We start from the raw sequence: 19128 nt of genomic DNA, 5'->3' as shown, positions 1-19128 counted from the left end.
GAGGTGGCTAGTCGCCGAAACCGTCGAAGAGCGTCGGCTCGTCCGGGTTGTCGAACAGTGGGGGCTGGTCGGTGCTCGACTTCGACTGCGGGTGCCGACGAATCGGACGGTCGGTGGGCTGTTCGAGATAGCTCAGCGCTGCGGCCAGAGACCAGCTCGTCAGCTTCCACTCGAGCGCCTTCGTATCGGCGGCAGCGACTCCGTCGTCGTCGCCTGCGAATGCTCGGTTGAGGGATTCGCTGGTCCAGCCCACGTGCTGCTCGGTGCTGAGTTCGAGGAACAGCTGCAGGCGCGAGGCCTCCTGGTCTCCGATCGCCGCGACCTTCTCGACAGCGATATCGGATCGCCCGTGCACGTGGTGATCGCGCAGTTCGAGCAGCGCCGACGGAAGATCGTCTTCGAGACGTGGTTCCCACAGGTCGTCCTCGAACATATCGTGCTCGAAATCGGTGGGTTCGAAATCAGAGGGTTCGAGATCGGAGGACTCGAAGTAGTGGTCGTGGCCGTGACCGCGCATCGGCAGGCCGCCGATATGCGCGGCGAAATCGTGGTCGACGACTTCGAGGAACTGGCTCATGCGATCGAGAGCGGACACCAGATGCTCGGGCACGAACGGTGACGCAGGCAGATGGTTGACGACAGCGACGCGGTCGTCGATCAGCACGAACTTCAGCTGCGGCCACTGCCGATTGAGGTCGGAGACCACCTCCATCGCGCGGGTACGACCACTGATCGAGTGCACGATCGGGGCGAGCAGATCCACCGTGGCAGCGCCCGCTCCGACCCCGACGAACACCAGAACATCGGCGAGACGCAGCACGAGGTCGCCGTCTTCGTCCCACGTCGGGGTGTCGCCGACCCGCTCGCCCACTGTGTCTTCGATGAGCTCGCGCAGGTGCTCCTCGCCGAGCGGATGGACCAGCCCCCGGACGGGCTCCTTCGGAATGATCTCGGCGACCGGCGCCGGAGTTTCGAACTCGTGCGCGCTTACGGTTCCGAAGGATTCTGCGCGCAGGAACAGCGGATGCGGAACGCCCCACACATCGCGAAGCGCGCGCACCGCGACCTCGGCGAGCCGATCGGCCCACGACGACGGTAGATCCATCCAGAATGCGGGCGAGCCGCCGTCCTCCGGCGTATCGGGATCTCGCGATGGTGCCTGCCAGCCCAGACCCAGCAGAATCGCCTCGTCTTCGGGTGACAGATGCCGATCCTCGGACAGATGGAGATTCGACGGCACTTCGCAGCGCACCTGCTGATCACCCCACGCGTAGAACTGCACGCACGGCCCGGCTGGCCCACCGGATTCCTCTGCCAGCGGCTCGAGCACGAGTCCGCCGCCGTCGCGCATGGTGGCGACGTGGTCGGCGAGGTCCCCCCGGAACTCGCGCCAGGCCCGGTCGACGTCGCGGTCGAATCCGCTTTCCGGTTCGTCCATGAACCTGCCCCCTTTTCCTTCCCGACATTGACCAGTGTGTCGTGAACACTAGTCGGCCTCACCGACACGACGCCTGTCGGTGAGCGTGTGGATCGGGTGGGAGCGCGCATACTTGCATCTGTGCCGAACCGCACGCGGTCACCCGACGCCGACAGATCGGCGCAGTTGCGCAGGCTCACGTGGCGGGCGTTGCTGCGCACGGTGGCGACGGTCGTCGTGGTGGGTACCGCATACTTCACGTTGCCGTTCACCGGACTCGACGACCTCTCCACACTGGTGCTGTTGCTGTGCGGGTCGGTGGTGGTGTGTGCTGTCTGTGGCTGGCAGATGTGGTGGGTCCTCCGGTCGCCGCATCCCGTGGTCCGGGCCGCTGAGGGAATCGCGGCGACCACCACCGTCTACATCCTCGGGTTCGCGTCGCTGTACACGGTGCTCTCGCAGGTGGAACCGGAAGGGTTCACCGAGGTCCTGACCAGAATGGGCGCCCTGTATTTCAGCTTGACGGTCTTCGCGACCGTCGGATTCGGGGACATCGCCGCGATCACCGATGGAACGCGGGCCGTGGTCTCGGCGCAGATCGTGGGCAATCTGATCTTCCTCGCACTGGTGGTGCGGTTGTTCGTGCTCACGGCGCAACATCGTCGGCGGCAGGTGGAGGAGCCGGCCGCAGAGAACGACCCGTGAATGTGGAACGTCCCCACCACCGGGCCGGTGATGAGGACGCTCGAGATCATGAGCCCGTGGGCGTCACGGGATGGTGAGCACCTGGCCCGCCCGGATCAGGTCCGGGTTGGAGATGCCGCTCGCATCGGCGATGCGCTGGTACTGGTTTCCGTCGCCGTAGAAGCGCTCGGCGATCGCCCACAGGGTGTCGCCGGAAGCGACGGTATGGGTACGCGGGGCCGGCGCAGCGGCGGGAGCGGGCTCGGCTGCCGGTGCGGCGGCGGCACGTGCAGCGGCGGGCGCGGCAGCCTTCGGGGCAACGCTGTCGCTCGCCCACACAGGCTTGCTGCCGGCGTACAGCACGACGTTGCGGTCGTCCTGCACCGTCAGGCGCACGCCCGAGTTGCCGCTGGTCTCCGATGCCCACACCGGGGAGTTGTCGTTCTTGTACAGGACGAAGTTGCCGTCCTCCTGGACGTTCGCGCGCACAGCGCCGGAGCCGTTGGTTCCTGCGGCCCACACGGCCTTGCCGCTCTCGGACAGGACCAGGTTGCCGTCCCTCTGGAGCGTGAGGGCGTACTTGCCGTTGTCGGACTTCAGTTCCTGGCCCACGCTGAGGCTCTGGCCGGCGTTGAGAGAGCTCACGCTGTCCCTTTCGATCGATGCGTTGTGATTCGGGCAACCGGCACGAACCGGATACCGTCACGCACAGTACCGCCGGTCGCGCGGCTTCCTGCGGATCCCGTCGCGGGTCTCCCTGTTTGCCGGATCACACGGTGTCGAGGGAACGCACGAACCTGCCGATCTGTGCCACCGCGCGTCTGCCCTCGGGTACCAGCGATGCTGCCGCCTGGAACACGTGTACCTGCTTCTCCCACACCTGTAGTTCTGTGGGAACACCGGCAGCGGCGAGGCGATACGCCATGGTCTCGGCATCGACGAAGGTCATTTCCTCGGACCCCGTCTGGATCAGTGCAGGCGGCATGCCGATCATCTCGAGATCCACCGGAGAGGGCACCGGTTCGTACCGGTCGTCGATCCGCTCGGCCCGCTGGATCAGAGTGGACAGCACCGGCACCGCGCGCCGCGGGAACAGAGCACACTTCTGGGCATTCGGGTGCTCGAGCTTGTGGTGGGGATCCAGATCGGTCAGGGGCGAGATCGCAACGGTGCCTGCGGCCCGGCCCAGCCCCAGACGTAGTGCTTCGTATGCCACCGAGAAGGTGAGGAATCCGCCTGCGGAGTCGCCGGCGATGACGATCCGGTCGATCGGGTAGCCGTGAGCGATCAACCACCGCAGCCCGGACAGGCCGTCGTCGACCGCGCGCCGGATCGGGTGATGCGGAAGCATCCGATAGGCCACCGAGAGCACCGGTGCGCCCGCTGCCGCCGAGATACGCGACACCAACTGACGATGGGTGGCCAGACCGCAGCACAGGAATGCGCCGCCGTGCAGGTACAGGATGGCGGTGCGACCGTCGCCGCCGGGGGCGCGCAGGAACTCGGCGGGACACGCGTCGAGTGCGACACGGTGATGTTCGGTCCCCGACACCGGCAGAAGCGGGAACGCCACACGGTCGACCAGACCCGATGGCCAGGGAAGTGCCGGGGCGAGCGCCCAGGCATCGAGGAACGGTCGCACGGTATTGCGCACCGAGAGGCTCAGCGCACGGGAAGCGAGGCTGACCCCGCCGTACTCCTCGATGTGTGGAGTATGGGCAGGCGACGACGATCCGGACGGCGACACGAGCGGGGGCGACACGAACGCGTCGGACAGAGCACTCATCTCGCCTCCTCGCGCCTATCGGTACCGGACAGGTGTTCGAGCTATGGATTCCCCAAGGTACGCCCGGCGAGCCGCCCGGGTGGGCGCTGTAATCCGATAGATACGGGGTGGCGCGGCCGATGCAGGTGGGACGGTGCCCTGTTACCGTTTCGATATTCCGGTCTCCCGAATCACGTGAGTGCTCAATGCATGTCGGACCGCGCGTGCAGTACCGACACGAGCTCGCGTTCCAGCGACACGAACTCCGGATCGGTCAGCAACTCCAGCGACCGCGGACGGGGCAACGGAACGAGGACCTCGTGCAGGATCCGCGCGGGGCGAGGGGAGAGCACGAGGACCCGATCGGACAGCAGGACGGCCTCGCGCACGTCGTGGGTGATCATCAGGACGGTCCAGCGGTGGCGCTGCCACACTTCCTGCAGCCACAACTGCATGTCGGTGCGGGTGAGCGAGTCGAGGGCGCCGAACGGCTCGTCGAGCAGCAGGACCTCACGTTGCTGGATGACGGTTCGGGCCAATGCGGCACGCTGACGCATCCCGCCGGACAACGCAGAAGGCCGGGCATCCTCGAATCCGGTGAGTCCGAACGCGGGGAACAACTTCCGTGCCCGCTCGCGTGCCTCCCGACGCGATGTCCCCTGCACCTCGAGAGCGAGGGCGCAGTTGTCGAGGACGGTACGCCAGGGGAACAACAGATCCTTCTGAGGCATCAGCGCGGCGCGTCCCGGCGCGGCGGGCCGCCCACCGACCGTGATGCTCCCCTCGTCGGGGGTGTCGAGCCCCGCGACGAGGCCGAACAGGGTGGACTTCCCCGATCCACTCGGTCCGATGACGGAGACGAATTCTCCTGGGGAAACGTCGAATCCGATGTCGTCGAGCACGTGGCTTGCGTCGAAGGACCGGTGGACGCCGGAGACGGTGACGGCGCTCATGCGCGACTCCCTGCTGTGCGATTCTCTGCTGCTCGATTCTCTGTGGTGAGGGCCCACGGCGCGACGATGCGTTCGGCCACGTAGGTGAGCAGGTACAACACCAGTGACACCGCTGCGGTGACGAGGACAGCGGCGAGCACCAGATCGGTGCGGAACGAGTTCTTCTGCATGGCCATGTAGATGCCGAGACCCGATGTGGCACCGACGTATTCCGCGAAGACCGCACCCACTACGGCATAGGTGATTCCGATGCGCAATGACGTGAAGAACCGCGGCAGGGCCGACGGGAGCCGCACATACCGGAACACCTGCCACCGCGTGGCCCCCATGCTTCGCAGAAGCGCCCCCGCCTCCCGGTCGGCCGCCGCGAAGCCCTCGATCAAACCGATCGCCATCGGGAAGAACGTGGCCAGTGCGATCACCAGGATTTTCGGCAGCAGACCGAAGCCGAACCAGATGATCATCAGCGGGGCGATCGCAACGATCGGCACCGTCTGGGAGGCCACGAACAACGGCACGAACGCTCGCCGCAACCACGGTGAGAAATCGACCGAGATCGCCAGCACCCACGCCAAGGTCAACGACACAGCGAACCCGACGATCGTGACCTGCAGCGTCGCGACGGCGTGCCCGGCGATGTCGGTGCGATGCGCCCATCCCTGGTGCAGCACCCGCGCGGGAGAAGGCAACACCTGAGGGCGGATTCCACTGATCATCACGTAGAGCTGCCACGCCGCCACGAGCACCACCGCGACGATGATCGCCGGCATCATATGGTTCACGCGGCGTCGGGCTGCGGTGCGTCGAGCCTCAGGGCGTTCGGTAGTCATCGGTGAAGTACGTGGACCAATCGGGCTCGCTGGTCAACGGTGAGCCGTCGGGACCGGTGAGCAACCCCTGCTCGTACAGGAACCTGGCGTACCCGGCCCATGTGCTCGCGTCGAGAGTGCCCACGCGGCCCTGGTCGTCGCGCATGTAGTCGGCCGAGAGCATCCGCTGGCTCTCGAAGACGAGTTCCTCGTCGGGGAACGCGCCCGGGTTGGCGTCGAGCAGTGCGCGGGCGCCGCGATCCGGATCGTCGGCGGCGATCTCGTACCCGCGCTGCACCGCCTGCACGAACGCGCGGGCCCGATCCTGGTTCTCGGTGAGCCAGTCCTCGTTGCCGTTCACGACGATCGCGTACTGATCGGGGAAACCGTAATCGGTGTAGTCGAAGTAGCGCATCGGCAGTCCGCGATGTTCCGCTTCGAGCCCTTCCCACGCGAGGTACGAGACGGTGAAGTCCGCGGTACCCGAGTAGACCGCCTCGTACGCGGACGTACCGAGGACGACCTCCTCGAATTCGCCGCGTCCACCGTCGTTTCGGATCACCTGGGCGAGCGCCTCGGCGTCGCCGGGGTCGGCGAACCCGGCGTACACGTGGCCGTCGAGGTCTGCCGGGCGTGTGAGATCCGCGCGGTCTGCCTTGACCCCGATCCCGGTTGCCCAGTGCTGCAACGGAGCGAGGACGGTGAGGGTGCGTGCCCCGGAGGAGCGGGAGAACGTCGCCATGCCGTGAGTGGAGATGCCGAACTCGGCGTTGCCTGCGTCGACGAGGGTGTCCGGTGTCGCCCCGTTGTAGGGCAGGATCTCGACGTCGAGTCCGGCGTCGTCGAACAGCCCTTCCTGCACCGCCACGTACAGGCCGGTGTGGTTGGTGTTGGGAGTCCAGTCGAGTGCGAACCGGATCGTGTCGTCGGAGCCACCACCGGCGCACGCGCTGACGGCGCACAGGGTGAGGGTCGCGACGGTGAGTGCCCTGATCCGGTGCCGCAGCGTCACGACGCGGGCCACGGCTGCGTGTTCAGGGCGGTATCCCAGAACAGCAGCTCGTAGCGGGTCGCGAGGGTGAATGCGTCGATCATCGCGTCGCGCTCGGAGGCGGTCGCGGCCGCACCGGCGGCGTCGACGAGGGTGCGCGCGGTGGCGACGGAATCCTGGAATGCCTGGTCGTCGTAGGTGGCCACCCACTGTGCGTACGGATGGGCGGGATCGGCGGCGAGCACGTCGGCCGCGCGCGAGGCCAGGTCGCGGCCCACTTCGGCGTAGATCCAGAAGCAGGGCAGCACCGCGGCGGCGCCCACCGGATACGGCTCGGTTGCCACGGTGGCCGTCAGGTACGACACGTAGCCGAGGCATGCGGGGGAGTGTGCGACCGGTTCGTCGTGCACGGGCAGTACGCCACCGGTGAGAAGCTGCTGGTGCAGCGAGGATTCCTCGGTCGCCGCCGTCGCGGAACTCGTCGCCCAGAAGGCGCCGGTGACCGGGTCCGGTGCCTTGGACGCGAGGAGCGCGAGGGCCTTGGCGTACCCGGCCAGATAGAGGGCATCCTGCTCGATGTAGAAGCGGAACGACTCGAGCGGAAGTGTGCCGTCGCCGAGGCGCCGCAGGAACTCGAGGTCGTCGATGGAGTCGCGCAGAACCTTCGTGCGGTCCCACAGGACATCGGTGAAACGGTCGGTGGGTGAATCGTGCGCAGGCACAGTCATCCCGAAACATCCCTTCGTCAGAATTACCTGATCAGGTTCGACGGGTGTGATCTCAGCCCCGCTCGTGCGGAGCACCCCGTGTCGGTCGGAGGCGACGATAGCACCTTCGCCGGGAAGGTGTCGGAGGAGACTCCCCTGGGTACGTTGGGATACGAGAAGCTCACCGGGAGGTCATGTGGACGCCGAGACACTCGTCGTCGGATGCAAGTACGGCGAAGCCCGCGGATACCGCGACGGCGAGGTGTACTCGTGGAAGGGGATCCCGTTCGCCGCACCGACCGGCGGAGACATGCGGTTTCGGTCACCGGAAGCGCCTCGGCCGTGGCCGGGCGTGCTCGACTGCGCGCGGTACGGACCGATCGCTCCGCAGAGCCGGAACAGCCCGATCGGGATCTCGTCCGACATGGCACTCGGCGAGGATTGTCTCTCGCTCAACATCTGGGCGCCCGAACCGGACGGCACACGGCGCCCGGTGATGGTGTGGATCCACGGCGGCGCGTACGTGATCGGATATTCGGGTCAGAAGATCTACGACGGACGCGTGCTCTGCGAAACGGGCAACGTCGTGGTGGTCACGCTCAATTATCGCCTCGGGGCGCTCGGGTTCCTGGATCTGTCGTCGTTCTCCACAGCAGGCGACACGTACGAGTCGAATCTCGGTCTGCGGGACCAGATTGCGGCGCTCGAGTGGGTGCATGACTGCATTGCGGACTTCGGCGGCGACGCAGGCAACGTCACCCTGTTCGGTGAATCGTCGGGTGGGGGATCTGTTACGACGCTGATGACGGTGCCGCGCGCCGAGGGGCTGTTCCACCGGGCGATCGCGCAGTCGCCGCCGGCGACGTCGGTGTACGGGCGTGAACGTGCCGCGATGGTGGCGCAGCGGTTCCTCGACGTCCTCGAGGTGCCGTCGGCCCGAGTCGGGACCCTGCGGGGAATGCCCTACGAACAGCTCGTCACCGCGGCCGAGACCGTGGTCGGGGAGATCCCCACGACCATGCCGGGCACGTTGGCGATGACACCGGTGGTCGATCGAGATCTGGTTCCCAAGTATCCGGTCGCGGCCTTCCAGAAGGGTCTGTCGCATCGGGTGCCGCTCATCATCGGTTCGAACAAGGACGAACCATCGATCTTCCGTTTCATGAAGTCGCCGCTGATGCCGGTCGACGATTCGGCGGTGAGGGCCATGCTGGAGGCACTCGCGAAGGATCGCCCTGATCTCGAGCCCGAACGCATCGCCGAGATCGCTGCAGCGTATCCCGATCTCCCGAAGCCGAGCGGCGCGATGGCCCTGTCGCGCGACGCAGGATTCCGGATGCCGGTGTTGTGGGTGGCGGAAGGGCACGCCGCGCATTCCCCGACGTGGGTGTACCGATTCGACCATGCAACGCCGATGCTCAAGGCGGCGCGCATCGGTGCCGGTCACGCAACCGAATTGCCATACGTATTCGGGAATTTCGGAACGCTCGGCCGAGATCCGAGTTTCTGGCTCGGGGGACGCAAGGGTGCGGTCGAGGTGTCTGGTCGGATACAGCGTCGATGGCTTGCCTTCGCGGAGCACGGGGTTCCTGCCGCCCTCGATGCGTCGAAGCACTGGCCGCCATACGAGCCCGACGAGCGGACGACTCTGCTCATCGATGCACGTGATTCTGTCGAGTCGGATCCGGATGGGTCGATGCGCGAGGTGTGGGGCGATCAGGTGATGGGCTTCTCCTGAGTTCTCTCGACCCTGATTTCTCTTGACCCGACTGAACGCGTGTGCAACCCTTGGAACATGCGTTCAGCCGAGGGCGATTCCGACCTCACCGCCCGTGCTCGCATCCGCGACACGGCAATCCGGTGTGTCGCTCGGGACGGCGTGAACGTGTCGCTTCGTGCTATCGCCGCAGAGTGCGGAGTGAGTGCCTCGCTCATCGTGCATCACTTCGGTTCCCGGGCCGGCCTGCGTGAATATTGTGACGAGTACGTTCTTCGCAGTGTCCGCGAGCTCAAGAGTTCGGTCCTCGAGCCGGGCAGCGGTGTCGCGGCGATGTTGGCTCAGATCGAGGACATCGGGAGTTATGCCCCGCTCATCGGCTATCTGATCCGGAGCCTCCAAGCTCGGGGACCCGCTTCGCAGGCGTTTCTCGATCATCTGGCGGCGACCACCGAAGGCTATCTCGAACAAGGGGTCGCATCCGGCGTGGTTCGTGCAAGCCGGGACCCCCGGGCGCGGGCACGAGCACTCGTCGAATTCAGCACCGGCGCGTTGTTACTGCATGTTCCCGGGCCGAGCGAGCCCCTCGACCTCGATGAATTGCCCACGTGGCTGCGCTCGTACACCGACCGCATGTTGCTCCCGCTGCTCGAGCTCTATTCCGAACCGCTGCTCACCGACTCGGCGATGCTCGACGCATACCTGGCCGTCCGGGAGGCGGCTGCCCCGTAACGATCACGGAGGTTGCACCATGGACACACCCGCCATCGACACAGTCGACCTCGTCAAGACATTCGGAACAACCCGTGCTCTCGACGGATTCTCGATCGAAGTCGGAACCGGCACCGTGGCAGGGTTTCTCGGACCCAACGGTGCCGGAAAGTCCACCGCGATCCGCGTACTGCTCGGTATGCTCCGCGCCGACTCCGGTTCGGCTCGGGTCCTCGGACTCGACCCGTGGACCGACGCGGTGGCGATTCACCGTCGCATCGCGTACGTCCCGGGCGACACCAATCTGTGGCCGGCGCTCACCGGCGGCGAGATCATCGATCTGCTGACCCGGATCCGCGGGGGCGACAACCCTTCCCGCCGGGCCGAACTCCTCGAACGGTTCGAACTCGACCCCACCAAGAAGGCCCGTACCTACTCGAAGGGCAACCGGCAGAAGGTCGCGCTCGTCGCGGCGCTGGCGTCGGACGTCGAGTTGTACATGTTCGACGAGCCCACGTCCGGACTCGACCCGCTGATGGAAGCGGTGTTCACCGACGAGGTGCGTGCGTTGCGTGATGCCGGACGGACGGTTCTCCTGTCGAGTCACATTCTGGCCGAGGTCGAAAAACTTTGCGACACAGTGACGATCATTCGGGCAGGGAAGGATGTGGAGACCGGAACACTCGCGCAGCTGCGGCACCTGACCCGCTCCGCGGTGCGGGCCACCACGCCCACGCTGCCCGCCGGTTTCGCGTCGATGCCGGGTGTGCACGATCTGACCTACGACGACGGCCACCTCGCGTTCGACGTCGACAACGCTTCCGTCAACCCGGTGCTGCGTGCACTCACCGAACTCGACATCGCGAACCTGACGATCACGCCGCCGTCGCTCGAAGAGCTGTTCATGCGTCACTACGGCGACACGCTCACCGACGTGCCCGAAGGTGAGGAGGTGACCACCCGATGACCGCCACCCTCGCTCCCCGCGAGCACCGGGGAACCCGAAGTGTCCACCGTTTCAGTGGAATCGTCGAATTGCTTCGGCTCTACCTCCGGCTCGACCGCATCCGCATCACCGTGTGGACCCTCGCACTCGCGTTCACCGTGTACGTGACCGTGGAAAGCCTCATCGCCGCGTATCCGGACGCGGCCGCGCGGCAGGCCCGCGCGGGCCTGCTCGAGAACCCTGCCGCGGTGCTGATGACCGGGCCCGCATACGGGGCCGACAACTACACCCTCGGCGCAATGACCGCGAACGAACTGAGCCTGACGGTGTTCGTCGCTGTCGCGATCATGAGCATCCTGATGGTGGTGCGGCACACCCGCGCCCAGGAGGAAGCGGGCCGACTCGAACTGCTCCGCGCGCTCCCCGTGGGCCCGTTCGCGCCGCCTGCGGCAGCGCTGCTGTCCGTCGCCGTCGCCGATGCGATCGTCGGTGCCGGGGTCGCCTTCTCGCTGATGGCGGGCGGACTCGCGATCACGGGGTCGCTGCTGTTCGGCGTGGCCACGGCCGTCACCGGGCTTCTGTTCGGCGCTGTGGCGGTGGTGACTGCGCAGTTCAGTGAGCATGCGCGGGCCGCGACAGGTTCCGCGCTCGCCGCGCTCGCGGTGGCGTTCCTGGTGCGCGGATTCGGGGACATCATCGAACCCACCGGGTCGTGGCTGTCGTGGCTGTCGCCGATCGCGTGGGCGCAGCAGACCCGACTCTACGTCGACGAACGGTGGTGGCCACTGCTGTTGTCGGTGCTCGCGATCGGTGTACTGCTCGCGGTCGCCGTCGCACTGTCTCGGCGCCGCGACATCGGCGCAGGCCTGCGCGCCCCGAAACCGGGACCGGCGGAAGCGTCGCCGTCGCTGCTCACACCGCCCGGACCGACATGGCGGCTGCTGCGCGGGACTTTCGTGGCGTGGACCGCGGCCCTCGCGATCATCGGGCTGGCGATGGGCACGCTTGCGAATTCGATCGGCGACATGGTCGAGGAGGTCCCCGACATCGTCGAGTTCCTCGGTGCCGACACAGAATCGTTGACTGCATCCTTCGGCGCGACGATGCTGCTGTTCCTCGTCGTGGGGGTTGCGGCGTTCGCAGTCTCGGCGGTCATGCGCGTGCGCGGCGACGAGGACGCCGGCCGGGTCGGGTTGGTGATCGTCACCGGAACGCCGCGGACCCGCTCGTTCCTGTGGACCGTTGCGGTGATCGTCGCGCAGGTCTTAGTCGCTCTGGCCGTCACGGGCGCCGCCACCGGCCTGGGTATGGCGGTCGCGACCGGCGAAGCGGACTGGATCATCCGGATGTGCGGGGCCGCACTGGCCTACGCACCCGCGGTCCTGTTCGTGTTCGCGGTGACGCTCGTGCTGGTCGGTTTCGTTCCGCGTCTCGCGAATCTCGCGTGGATCCTCGTCATCTACGCGGTGTTCGTGGCGTGGTTCGGCGAATTACTGAACCTGTCGCAGTGGCTGCGCGACCTCTCGCCGTTCTCGCATATTCCGCTGGTCCCCTACGAAAGTGCAAGTGCGGCAACGATGCTCGTACTCGGGGCTGTTGCTGTGGTCTTGGTCGCGGCGGCGGTCGTGGGCTTCCGCCGCCGCGATGTGATGGTGTGACTCGGGCAGCTCAGTTGCGATATTCAGGATGCTCGGAGACGAACTTCTCGACATACGAGCAGGACGTACCGATCTTCAGACCTTCGGCCCGGGTTGCGTCGAGCGCGAACTGCACGACCTGCCCGGCGAGCCCGCGACCTCGGAAGTCGGGTTCGGTGACTGTGTGGTCGAAGTCGCGCAGCCCATCGACCTCGCTGTAGTCGGCGTATGCCCCCAGATCGTCGCCGAGGAACAGCGCGAACCGTGACTGTGCGGGCAGGTGCTCGATGCGGTTGGCGTTCCCTGTGTTGTTCGACATGCTCACGACTTTACCTCCGGGCCTGATCGCCGTCGGTCAAGATCACCAGGGCGTCGTCGTCGCGCAGCGCCACGTACGGGACTGACTCGCGCCGAAAATATTCCAGTGTGCGGTCGACACCGTCGTCGCCCAGAGCGGAGTCTCCCACGTGGGGGACGATCGAGTGCTCGACCCAGCCGAGGCCGTCCCACACCACCGGGCCCGCCCCGATCGCGGCGACCTCGGCGGGATCGTCGGAGAATTCGAGTCCGCGCAGCGTCGGTGTCGCGATGCACGCCCCGGCGCTGTACCCCCCGTATGCGAGGGTGCCGTCGCCGACCAGGTCGGTGAGTACTGTGTCGCCGCCGCTGCGGGCGAGCTGCGCGCGGAGCACGAACGTGTTGCCCCCGCGTACCCAGACCGCGGAGAACGTTGTCAGGCGTGCGCGGAGAGAGTCCGGATCGCCCAGGTGGTCGCGGAGATCCACCTCGTCCGGGTCGTATCCGAGAGCGCGCAACGGCCCGAACTCGCTGACCACACTCGACGCCCGGGCGCGGGACGGCCACGCGTCGCCGGCATTCGCGATCACAGCGATCCGGCCGGGCCCACGCGTCACCTCGAGTAGGCGCGCGGGATCGGAGCCGAACCGATACGACGACAGAAACAGGCGCATCGTCAGATCGTGAACGCGAGATTCTCGACAATACGGCGACCCACTGCGGTGTCGCCGCCGAGAGTCACCTCGTCGAGCTTGTCGACGCCGCTGACCCGCCCGCCGGCAAGCCGCACGAACAGGCCCGAGTCCATCGTGATGGTGGCCGTCGCAGGCTCCGACAGCGACGGCACCACTCTCGCGCGACCGGCCACCTCGAGATGGATGGTGCGGGCGAGGGGGCCGGTGAGTTCGATCGTGATCCGCGAACCTTCGGGAGCCTTGCCGCGTTTGCCCACGACGAACGGCACCGCACCGAACATCTCGGCGGATCCGAGTTCGGCCCGGGGGCCGCCCTCACTTCCGACGGTGCCCAGCGCGTCGTGGATATCGAGTTCGTGCAACCAGCAGTCGAACACCCGGATACGCATGAACCGGCCGTAGGTGGCGGGGCCGATCGGGGTATCGGCCGGTGCATCGAAGTCGGCCTGCGTCATCGCGCCGAGACTCTCGCGCCGCTGCGCCACGATATCGCGGTAGCGGGTCAGCACATCCGCACCGGCGACACCGCGGAAATGCTCGACCCACTGTTCGTTGAAGGCGCCGATCTCGTTGCGCACGTGGCCCAGCGCGTGCACGTCGATGTCGACGTGAGGTGCGGCGACGCCGACAAGCAGCGATTCGGTCCCGATCAGGTGAGCGACGATGTCCTTGACCGTCCACCCGGGCAGGTCGGTCGGGGTGAACCACGCATCGCCCTCGATCCCGGACAGCAGTGCGTCCAGAACCTCGAATTGTTCGAGGAGCAGTGGCCGGATGATATCGATAGGAAACTCGCTGGTTCCGGAACTGCCGGACAGGGTTGTCACTGATTCTCCTCTGCTGAGAGACGATCGAGACCCGCACGGATGGCCGCCGCGGTGGACTCCGGGTCGCGGGGCTTGCGGCGCATGGCGCCGATCCCCAGACGGACGCGGTCGCCGTTCCATCGAGGAATGACGTGCAGGTGCATGTGGAAAACGGTCTGGAACGCGGCGCGGCCGTCGTTGACCACCAGATTGGCACCGTCGGTGGCCAGATCGGACCGGGTGAGTGCGCGGGCCAAGCGTTGACCCGCCGTGAACATCGATGCCCCGTACGCAGGATCGAGATCCTCGAGCCGATCCGAGTGGGCCCGCGGCACCACCAGCAGATGACCACGCGCCAGCGGCCGGATGTCGAGGAACGCGACCACACGGTCGTCCTGGTAGACGAGTGCGGCCGGCGCTGCGCCCCCGGCTATGGCGCAGAACACGCAGGAGTCCACCGACTCACTGTAACTCCGACACCAGGTCCGGCAGCCCGACCGCCGCCGTCGTGCGCCACACCTCGTCGACCTGATCCGACAGGTCGGTGTCGTCAGGATTGATTTCCACCACCGGAACTCCGTGGCGTCGTGCGAGTGACGGCAGGCCCGCCGCGGGATACACCACCCCTGACGTACCGACGACGAGCAGGAGATCTGCTTCGCGCAGGGACGCCGTTGCGGCCTCCCACGGCTGCTCGGGCAACATCTCGCCGAACCACACGACGCCGGGACGAACGATCCCGCTGCAGTTCTGGCACGTGGGTGGATCGAGTCGTGCGACGGGTTGCTCCGGTGGCTCGGCCACTTCTGCATCGAGTCCGCAGTCGGTGCAACGCGGTGAGAACAAACTGCCGTGCAGGTGGGCGAGCACCGTGCTGCCTGCGCGCTCGTGCAGATCGTCGACGTTCTGCGTCGTGATCTGCAGATCGGCGTTGCGTCCCCACTCGGACAGTGCGAGATGACCGGCGTTCGGCTGCACGCGCCGCACCAGTCCGACCCGCCACTGGTACCAGGCCCACACCAGCGCGGCGTCCTCGTTCCATGCTTCCGGGGTCGCGAGCGATGCGGCGTCGAAGTTCTCCCACAATCCGGTCTGGGCGTCGCGGAAAGTAGGTACACCGCTCTCGGCGGACATGCCTGCGCCGGTGAGGACGGCGATGCGCCGCGCGGGGCGCGCGAGGTCGAGGATCGCAGTCGGGACGGCCATGGCGCCAGGTTAGGGGACTCGATCAGGTTGTGGGGGAGTTGTCCCACTCGTGTCCACAACGCGGGCACGGTGCATCGCGGTCGTCGAGGAACAGTCCGCATTCCGGACAGACGCGGTCGAGCCAGCACACTGGGTCGCCGCCGAGGTCGGTGCCGTCGGTCATCGCTTCGTCCTACTCTCCGCGCAGATGCTCGGCAAGAACCTCCGCTCCGCTGTGCTCGACATCGCGGGTCGCGGTGAGGAGGACGAGGGGCCGTCCGTCGGCAAATGTGTCGAGTTGCTCGATTGCGGCGCGACCGCCGGGCGACGTCAACTCCTCGATGTACCGATCACGGAACTCGGCGAACAACGCTGTGTCGTGCGAGTACCACTTGCGCAGGTCCGTGGACGGCGCAAGATCCTTGACCCAGTCGTCGTAGTGGAACGCATCCTTGCGAAGTCCTCGCGGCCACAACCGGTCCACGAGGACACGCACGGAGTCCTCGGCGCCGGGGTGGTCGTAGACCCGTTCGACAGTGACTGCACGTCGCGACATGTGGCCCTCCCGAAGTCGTCCTCTCACAGTGCCGAACCCGGCGATGTGAAGTGAGGTGCCTCACATTCTTGCATTTTCTTACTGTTCGGACTCGATTCAGACACACCGGACCGCTTGCGACTCCGAGGTGGGAGCGGTAGGTCTGGCAAGGCTTACAACACACGTGTAGGGCCGTCACATGGCCGAAGACACGCATATTCGCCGCCGATCGCGGCGCCGCGCGCGGCAATTTTCATTCGACGCAGGAGTTAGAGAATATTGAGTAGCGAAGAATCGAACACGGAGAGCGGGGACCGCCGCCGCCCGGCCGTCGGTGTCGTTCGTGAGACGAACGACGGCGAGCGGCGGGTCGCGCTGGTGCCGAAGGTTGTGCCCTCACTGATTTCGAAGGGCCTCGATGTCATCGTCGAGCCCGGTGCCGGGCAGAACGCACTGATCCCGGACGAGGCATACAAGGAAGCGGGCGCCACGCTCGGCGACGCATGGTCGGCCGACATCGTCGTCAAGGTCGCACCGCCGTCGGACGCCGAGATCGCCCGGTTGAAGTCGGGGCAGAAGCTGATCGGTTTCCTCGCCCCGCGCAATGCAGAGAACCAGATCGACGCGCTCACCACCGCCGGTGTCGAGGCGTATGCCGTCGAGGCCATCCCGCGCATCTCGCGTGCCCAGGTGATGGATGCGCTGTCGTCCCAGGGCAACGTGTCGGGGTACAAGTCCGTGCTCGTCGCCGCTTCCGAATCGACGCGCTTCTTCCCGATGCTCACCACCGCGGCAGGCACAGTGAAGCCGGCGACCGTGCTGGTGCTCGGTGTGGGTGTCGCGGGCCTGCAGGCTCTCGCGACCGCCAAGCGCCTCGGTGGCCGCACCACCGGGTACGACGTGCGACCCGAGGTTGCCGACCAGGTGCGGTCGGTCGGTGCGCAGTGGCTCGACCTCGGCATCGACGCCGCAGGCGAGGGCGGATACGCCCGTGAGCTCACCGAAGAGGAACGCGCTGCGCAGCAGCAGGCCCTCGAAAATGCCATCAAGGGCTTCGACGTCGTCATCACCACCGCTCTCGTGCCGGGTCGTCCCGCGCCGCGCCTGGTGACCGCCGCCGCGGTCGAGGGCATGAAGCCCGGTTCGGTCATCGTCGACCTCGCCGGTGAAACCGGTGGCAACTGTGAGCTCACCGAGCCCGGGCAGACCGTCGTCAAGCACGATGTGACGATCTGCTCGCCGCTGAACCTGCCCGCGACGATGCCCGAGCACGCGTCGGAGCTCTACTCGAAGAACGTGTCCGCGCTGATCGAGCTGCTGCTCGACGAGAGCGGCGCGCTCGCGCCCGACTTCTCGGACGAGATCCTTTCGGGTGCATGCGTGACGCGGTCGAAGGAGAACGTCTAGATGTACAACGAACTGCTCGCGAACATCGCGATTCTGGTCCTTGCCGGATTCGTCGGATTCGCCGTCATCTCCAAGGTCCCGAACACGCTGCATACGCCGCTGATGTCCGGTACCAACGCCATTCACGGCATCGTCGTGCTCGGCGCCCTGGTGGTCCTCGGGCATCTGCCCGGCGACGCCCACTGGGGAATCAAGATCATTCTGTTCGTCGCTCTTGTCTTCGGCACCCTGAACGTGGTCGGCGGCTTCGTCGTCACCGACCGCATGCTCGGGATGTTCAAGCAGCGCAAGGAGGCCCCGAAGGCTGCCGAGAAGGGGGCTGACGCCTGATGAGTTACCTCGTTTCAGTGTTGTACATCGTCGCGTTCGGGATGTTCATCTACGGTCTGTCGGGTCTGACCGGGCCCAAGACCGCGGTACGCGGCAATTACATCGCAGCCGCCGGTATGGGCCTCGCGGTCGTCGCGGTGCTCATCGACATCCGCGACACCGACAACTGGGGACTGATCATCGGCGGCCTGGCCGTCGGTGTCATCCTCGGCGTCCCGCCCGCACTCAAGACCAAGATGACGGCGATGCCGCAGCTGGTCGCATTGTTCAACGGTGTCGGTGGTGGCACGGTCGCGCTCATCGCGTGGGCCGAGTTCCTCGATTCGACGAGCTTCACCGAGCTGACCGACGAGCCGACCGTGGTCATGATCGTCGGCTCGCTGTTCGCCGCGATCATCGGCTCGATCTCCTTCTGGGGCTCGCTCGTCGCGTTCGCCAAGCTGCAGGAACTGCTCAACAAGAACCTCGAGAAGAAGCTGGTCTCGGCTGCGAAGCTGTTCCAGCTCGCCAACATGATCCTGGTCGTCGCGTCCATCGCGGTCGCCGTGTACATCGGCATCAGCGCCGACGGTGAGCCGCTCGCGTCGTTCTGGATCGTGCTGTTGCTCGTCATCGCGGGTCTGATGGGTCTGTTCGTCGTGCTGCCGATCGGCGGCGCCGACATGCCCGTGGTCATCTCGCTGCTCAACGCCCTGACGGGTCTGTCCGCTGCTGCGGCAGGCCTGGCGCTGAACAACCAGGCGATGATCGTCGCAGGCATGATCGTCGGTGCGTCCGGCACCATCCTGACCAACCTGATGGCCAAGGCCATGAACCGCTCGATCCCGGCAATCGTGTTCGGCGCGTTCGGCGGCGGCGACGACGGCGGCGCTACGGCAGGCCCCGGTGGTGGCACCGTCAAGGCGACCTCGGCTTCCGATGCCGCGATCCAGATGGCGTACGCCAACCAGGTCATCGTCGTCCCCGGCTACGGTCTGGCCGTCGCTCAGGCGCAGCACGCCGTCAAGGAGATGGCGGCACTGCTCGAAGAGCGTGGTGTCGAGGTCAAGTACGCGATCCACCCGGTCGCCGGTCGTATGCCCGGCCACATGAACGTCCTCCTCGCCGAGGCCGACGTCGAGTACGACGCGATGAAGGAAATGGACGACATCAACGGTGAATTCGGCCGCACCGATGTCACCATCGTCATCGGCGCCAACGACGTGACGAACCCTGCCGCGCGGCAGGATTCGTCGAGCCCGATCTACGGCATGCCGATCCTCAACGTCGACCAGTCGCGTTCGGTGATCGTGATGAAGCGGTCGATGAGTTCCGGTTATGCCGGCATCGAGAACCCGCTGTTCACGCTCGACCAGACGTCGATGCTGTTCGGTGACGCGAAGAAGATGGTCGGTGAGGTCACAGAGGAGCTGAAGGCTCTCTAGAGTTACTGCGTCTCTAGAGTTACTGCAGAGCTGAAGGCTCTCTGGTCGTTCATCCGAAAGTGTTGATGCGAGCCCGCGTACCGGGGAGGGTCGCAAAGATTGTCAATTTTGT

Annotated in this window: 22 protein-coding genes and 1 riboswitch; of the genes, 8 read left to right on the top strand and 14 right to left on the bottom strand. The window is 66.4% G+C overall.

Annotated elements, in window-relative coordinates; genetic code table 11:
• Positions 1-7: 7 nt before the first annotated feature.
• Positions 8-1438, bottom strand: coding sequence for a hypothetical protein (locus ACFWB0_RS15830; protein WP_378491412.1), 1431 nt, complete (start codon positions 1436-1438; stop codon positions 8-10).
• 120 nt (positions 1439-1558) lie between these two features.
• On the opposite strand from ACFWB0_RS15830, the gene ACFWB0_RS15825 reads away from it, so the two are divergent.
• Complete coding sequence (locus ACFWB0_RS15825; protein ID WP_378491411.1) at positions 1559-2122, top strand: potassium channel family protein; 564 nt, start codon at positions 1559-1561, stop codon at positions 2120-2122.
• 63 nt (positions 2123-2185) lie between these two features.
• Here the strand turns inward: ACFWB0_RS15825 and ACFWB0_RS15820 are convergent, their stop codons facing one another.
• From ACFWB0_RS15820 to ACFWB0_RS15795, 6 genes are all read right to left on the bottom strand, one after another.
• Positions 2186-2746 (bottom strand): LysM peptidoglycan-binding domain-containing protein, encoded by a 561-nt coding sequence (locus ACFWB0_RS15820; RefSeq protein WP_378491410.1) that lies wholly within the window; start codon positions 2744-2746, stop codon positions 2186-2188.
• A 124-nt stretch (positions 2747-2870) separates the two neighbouring features.
• Positions 2871-3887: an alpha/beta hydrolase gene (locus tag ACFWB0_RS15815; RefSeq protein WP_378491409.1), complete on the bottom strand. Its 1017-nt coding sequence runs from the start codon at positions 3885-3887 to the stop codon at positions 2871-2873.
• A gap of 182 nt (positions 3888-4069) precedes the next feature.
• Positions 4070-4819: an ABC transporter ATP-binding protein gene (locus ACFWB0_RS15810; protein ID WP_378491408.1), complete on the bottom strand. Its 750-nt coding sequence runs from the start codon at positions 4817-4819 to the stop codon at positions 4070-4072.
• Positions 4816-5649 (bottom strand): ABC transporter permease, encoded by an 834-nt coding sequence (locus ACFWB0_RS15805; protein ID WP_378491407.1) that lies wholly within the window; start codon positions 5647-5649, stop codon positions 4816-4818. The genes ACFWB0_RS15810 and ACFWB0_RS15805 overlap by 4 nt, the downstream gene beginning before the upstream one ends.
• The gene (locus tag ACFWB0_RS15800; RefSeq protein ID WP_378491406.1) at positions 5630-6652 is read right to left on the bottom strand and encodes an ABC transporter substrate-binding protein; all 1023 of its coding nucleotides are present in this window, start codon (positions 6650-6652) and stop codon (positions 5630-5632) included. Before ACFWB0_RS15800 ends, ACFWB0_RS15805 begins: the two co-directional genes overlap by 20 nt.
• Positions 6637-7347, bottom strand: coding sequence for a TenA family protein (locus ACFWB0_RS15795; RefSeq protein ID WP_378491405.1), 711 nt, complete (start codon positions 7345-7347; stop codon positions 6637-6639). Before ACFWB0_RS15795 ends, ACFWB0_RS15800 begins: the two co-directional genes overlap by 16 nt.
• Positions 7340-7436, bottom strand: a riboswitch (TPP riboswitch). Its footprint overlaps the gene before it by 8 nt.
• 86 nt (positions 7437-7522) lie before the next feature.
• On the opposite strand from ACFWB0_RS15795, the gene ACFWB0_RS15790 reads away from it, so the two are divergent.
• From ACFWB0_RS15790 to ACFWB0_RS15775, 4 genes are read left to right on the top strand one after another with little or no spacing between them, the layout of a single operon-like run.
• Positions 7523-9064, top strand: a complete 1542-nt coding sequence (locus ACFWB0_RS15790; RefSeq protein ID WP_378491404.1) for a carboxylesterase/lipase family protein — start codon at positions 7523-7525, stop codon at positions 9062-9064.
• 57 nt (positions 9065-9121) lie between these two features.
• Positions 9122-9775: a TetR family transcriptional regulator gene (locus ACFWB0_RS15785; RefSeq protein WP_378491403.1), complete on the top strand. Its 654-nt coding sequence runs from the start codon at positions 9122-9124 to the stop codon at positions 9773-9775.
• 19 nt (positions 9776-9794) lie between these two features.
• Positions 9795-10721: an ATP-binding cassette domain-containing protein gene (locus ACFWB0_RS15780; RefSeq protein WP_378491402.1), complete on the top strand. Its 927-nt coding sequence runs from the start codon at positions 9795-9797 to the stop codon at positions 10719-10721.
• Entirely contained in the window at positions 10718-12358 is a 1641-nt protein-coding gene (locus ACFWB0_RS15775; protein WP_378491401.1) for an ABC transporter permease, read from the top strand. Before ACFWB0_RS15780 ends, ACFWB0_RS15775 begins: the two co-directional genes overlap by 4 nt.
• A 10-nt stretch (positions 12359-12368) precedes the next feature.
• On the opposite strand, the gene ACFWB0_RS15770 is transcribed toward ACFWB0_RS15775, so the two are convergent.
• From ACFWB0_RS15770 to ACFWB0_RS15740, 7 genes are read right to left on the bottom strand one after another with little or no spacing between them, the layout of a single operon-like run.
• Positions 12369-12656, bottom strand: a complete 288-nt coding sequence (locus ACFWB0_RS15770) for a GNAT family N-acetyltransferase (protein WP_378491400.1) — start codon at positions 12654-12656, stop codon at positions 12369-12371.
• A gap of 10 nt (positions 12657-12666) precedes the next feature.
• The gene (locus ACFWB0_RS15765; protein ID WP_378491399.1) at positions 12667-13308 is read right to left on the bottom strand and encodes a Type 1 glutamine amidotransferase-like domain-containing protein; all 642 of its coding nucleotides are present in this window, start codon (positions 13306-13308) and stop codon (positions 12667-12669) included.
• Positions 13309-13310: 2 nt separating this feature from the next.
• The gene (locus tag ACFWB0_RS15760) at positions 13311-14147 is read right to left on the bottom strand and encodes a maleylpyruvate isomerase family mycothiol-dependent enzyme (protein ID WP_378491453.1); all 837 of its coding nucleotides are present in this window, start codon (positions 14145-14147) and stop codon (positions 13311-13313) included.
• A gap of 5 nt (positions 14148-14152) precedes the next feature.
• The gene (locus tag ACFWB0_RS15755) at positions 14153-14593 is read right to left on the bottom strand and encodes an HIT family protein (protein WP_378491398.1); all 441 of its coding nucleotides are present in this window, start codon (positions 14591-14593) and stop codon (positions 14153-14155) included.
• A 4-nt stretch (positions 14594-14597) separates the two neighbouring features.
• Positions 14598-15341, bottom strand: coding sequence for an NAD-dependent deacetylase (locus ACFWB0_RS15750; RefSeq protein ID WP_378491397.1), 744 nt, complete (start codon positions 15339-15341; stop codon positions 14598-14600).
• A gap of 22 nt (positions 15342-15363) precedes the next feature.
• Complete coding sequence (locus ACFWB0_RS15745) at positions 15364-15504, bottom strand: hypothetical protein (RefSeq protein WP_378491396.1); 141 nt, start codon at positions 15502-15504, stop codon at positions 15364-15366.
• 9 nt (positions 15505-15513) lie between these two features.
• Positions 15514-15876 carry a DUF488 domain-containing protein gene (locus ACFWB0_RS15740; protein ID WP_378491395.1) on the bottom strand — a complete coding sequence of 121 codons (363 nt, stop codon included), beginning with the start codon at positions 15874-15876 and terminating at the stop codon, positions 15514-15516.
• 258 nt (positions 15877-16134) lie between these two features.
• On the opposite strand from ACFWB0_RS15740, the gene ACFWB0_RS15735 reads away from it, so the two are divergent.
• Genes ACFWB0_RS15735 through ACFWB0_RS15725 form a run of 3 tightly spaced genes read left to right on the top strand, consistent with a single transcriptional unit; the run spans position 16135 to position 19016 of the window.
• Entirely contained in the window at positions 16135-17262 is a 1128-nt protein-coding gene (locus ACFWB0_RS15735) for a Re/Si-specific NAD(P)(+) transhydrogenase subunit alpha (protein ID WP_378491394.1), read from the top strand.
• On the top strand, positions 17263-17592 hold the full coding sequence (locus tag ACFWB0_RS15730; protein WP_378491393.1) for an NAD(P) transhydrogenase subunit alpha: 330 nt from the start codon (positions 17263-17265) through the stop codon (positions 17590-17592). It abuts the gene before it with no gap.
• A complete protein-coding gene (locus ACFWB0_RS15725) occupies positions 17592-19016 on the top strand; it encodes an NAD(P)(+) transhydrogenase (Re/Si-specific) subunit beta (RefSeq protein ID WP_378491392.1) in 1425 nt (474 codons plus the stop codon). The genes ACFWB0_RS15730 and ACFWB0_RS15725 overlap by 1 nt, the downstream gene beginning before the upstream one ends.
• Positions 19017-19128 lie beyond the last annotated feature (112 nt).

This window comes from Rhodococcus sp. NPDC060086, from assembly GCF_042730275.1.
Taxonomy (GTDB): Bacteria; Actinomycetota; Actinomycetes; order Mycobacteriales; family Mycobacteriaceae; genus Rhodococcus.
This window is presented reverse-complemented; position numbering and strand designations above follow the sequence as displayed.

Excerpts from the sequence above, each read along its gene's own strand:
- ACFWB0_RS15815 (WP_378491409.1), bottom strand. The coding sequence starts at position 3,887 with ATGAGTGCTCTGTCCGACGCGTTCGTGTCGCCCCCGCTCGTGTCGCCG.
- ACFWB0_RS15740 (WP_378491395.1), bottom strand. The coding sequence starts at position 15,876 with ATGTCGCGACGTGCAGTCACTGTCGAACGGGTCTACGACCACCCCGGC.
- ACFWB0_RS15830 (WP_378491412.1), bottom strand. The coding sequence starts at position 1,438 with ATGGACGAACCGGAAAGCGGATTCGACCGCGACGTCGACCGGGCCTGG.
- ACFWB0_RS15810 (WP_378491408.1), bottom strand. The coding sequence starts at position 4,819 with ATGAGCGCCGTCACCGTCTCCGGCGTCCACCGGTCCTTCGACGCAAGC.
- ACFWB0_RS15780 (WP_378491402.1), top strand. The coding sequence starts at position 9,795 with ATGGACACACCCGCCATCGACACAGTCGACCTCGTCAAGACATTCGGA.
- ACFWB0_RS15725 (WP_378491392.1), top strand. The coding sequence starts at position 17,592 with ATGAGTTACCTCGTTTCAGTGTTGTACATCGTCGCGTTCGGGATGTTC.
- ACFWB0_RS15795 (WP_378491405.1), bottom strand. The coding sequence starts at position 7,347 with ATGACTGTGCCTGCGCACGATTCACCCACCGACCGTTTCACCGATGTC.
- ACFWB0_RS15785 (WP_378491403.1), top strand. The coding sequence starts at position 9,122 with ATGCGTTCAGCCGAGGGCGATTCCGACCTCACCGCCCGTGCTCGCATC.
- ACFWB0_RS15750 (WP_378491397.1), bottom strand. The coding sequence starts at position 15,341 with ATGGCCGTCCCGACTGCGATCCTCGACCTCGCGCGCCCCGCGCGGCGC.
- ACFWB0_RS15775 (WP_378491401.1), top strand. The coding sequence starts at position 10,718 with ATGACCGCCACCCTCGCTCCCCGCGAGCACCGGGGAACCCGAAGTGTC.
- ACFWB0_RS15770 (WP_378491400.1), bottom strand. The coding sequence starts at position 12,656 with ATGTCGAACAACACAGGGAACGCCAACCGCATCGAGCACCTGCCCGCA.
- ACFWB0_RS15745 (WP_378491396.1), bottom strand. The coding sequence starts at position 15,504 with ATGACCGACGGCACCGACCTCGGCGGCGACCCAGTGTGCTGGCTCGAC.
- ACFWB0_RS15765 (WP_378491399.1), bottom strand. The coding sequence starts at position 13,308 with ATGCGCCTGTTTCTGTCGTCGTATCGGTTCGGCTCCGATCCCGCGCGC.
- ACFWB0_RS15730 (WP_378491393.1), top strand. The coding sequence starts at position 17,263 with ATGTACAACGAACTGCTCGCGAACATCGCGATTCTGGTCCTTGCCGGA.
- ACFWB0_RS15805 (WP_378491407.1), bottom strand. The coding sequence starts at position 5,649 with ATGACTACCGAACGCCCTGAGGCTCGACGCACCGCAGCCCGACGCCGC.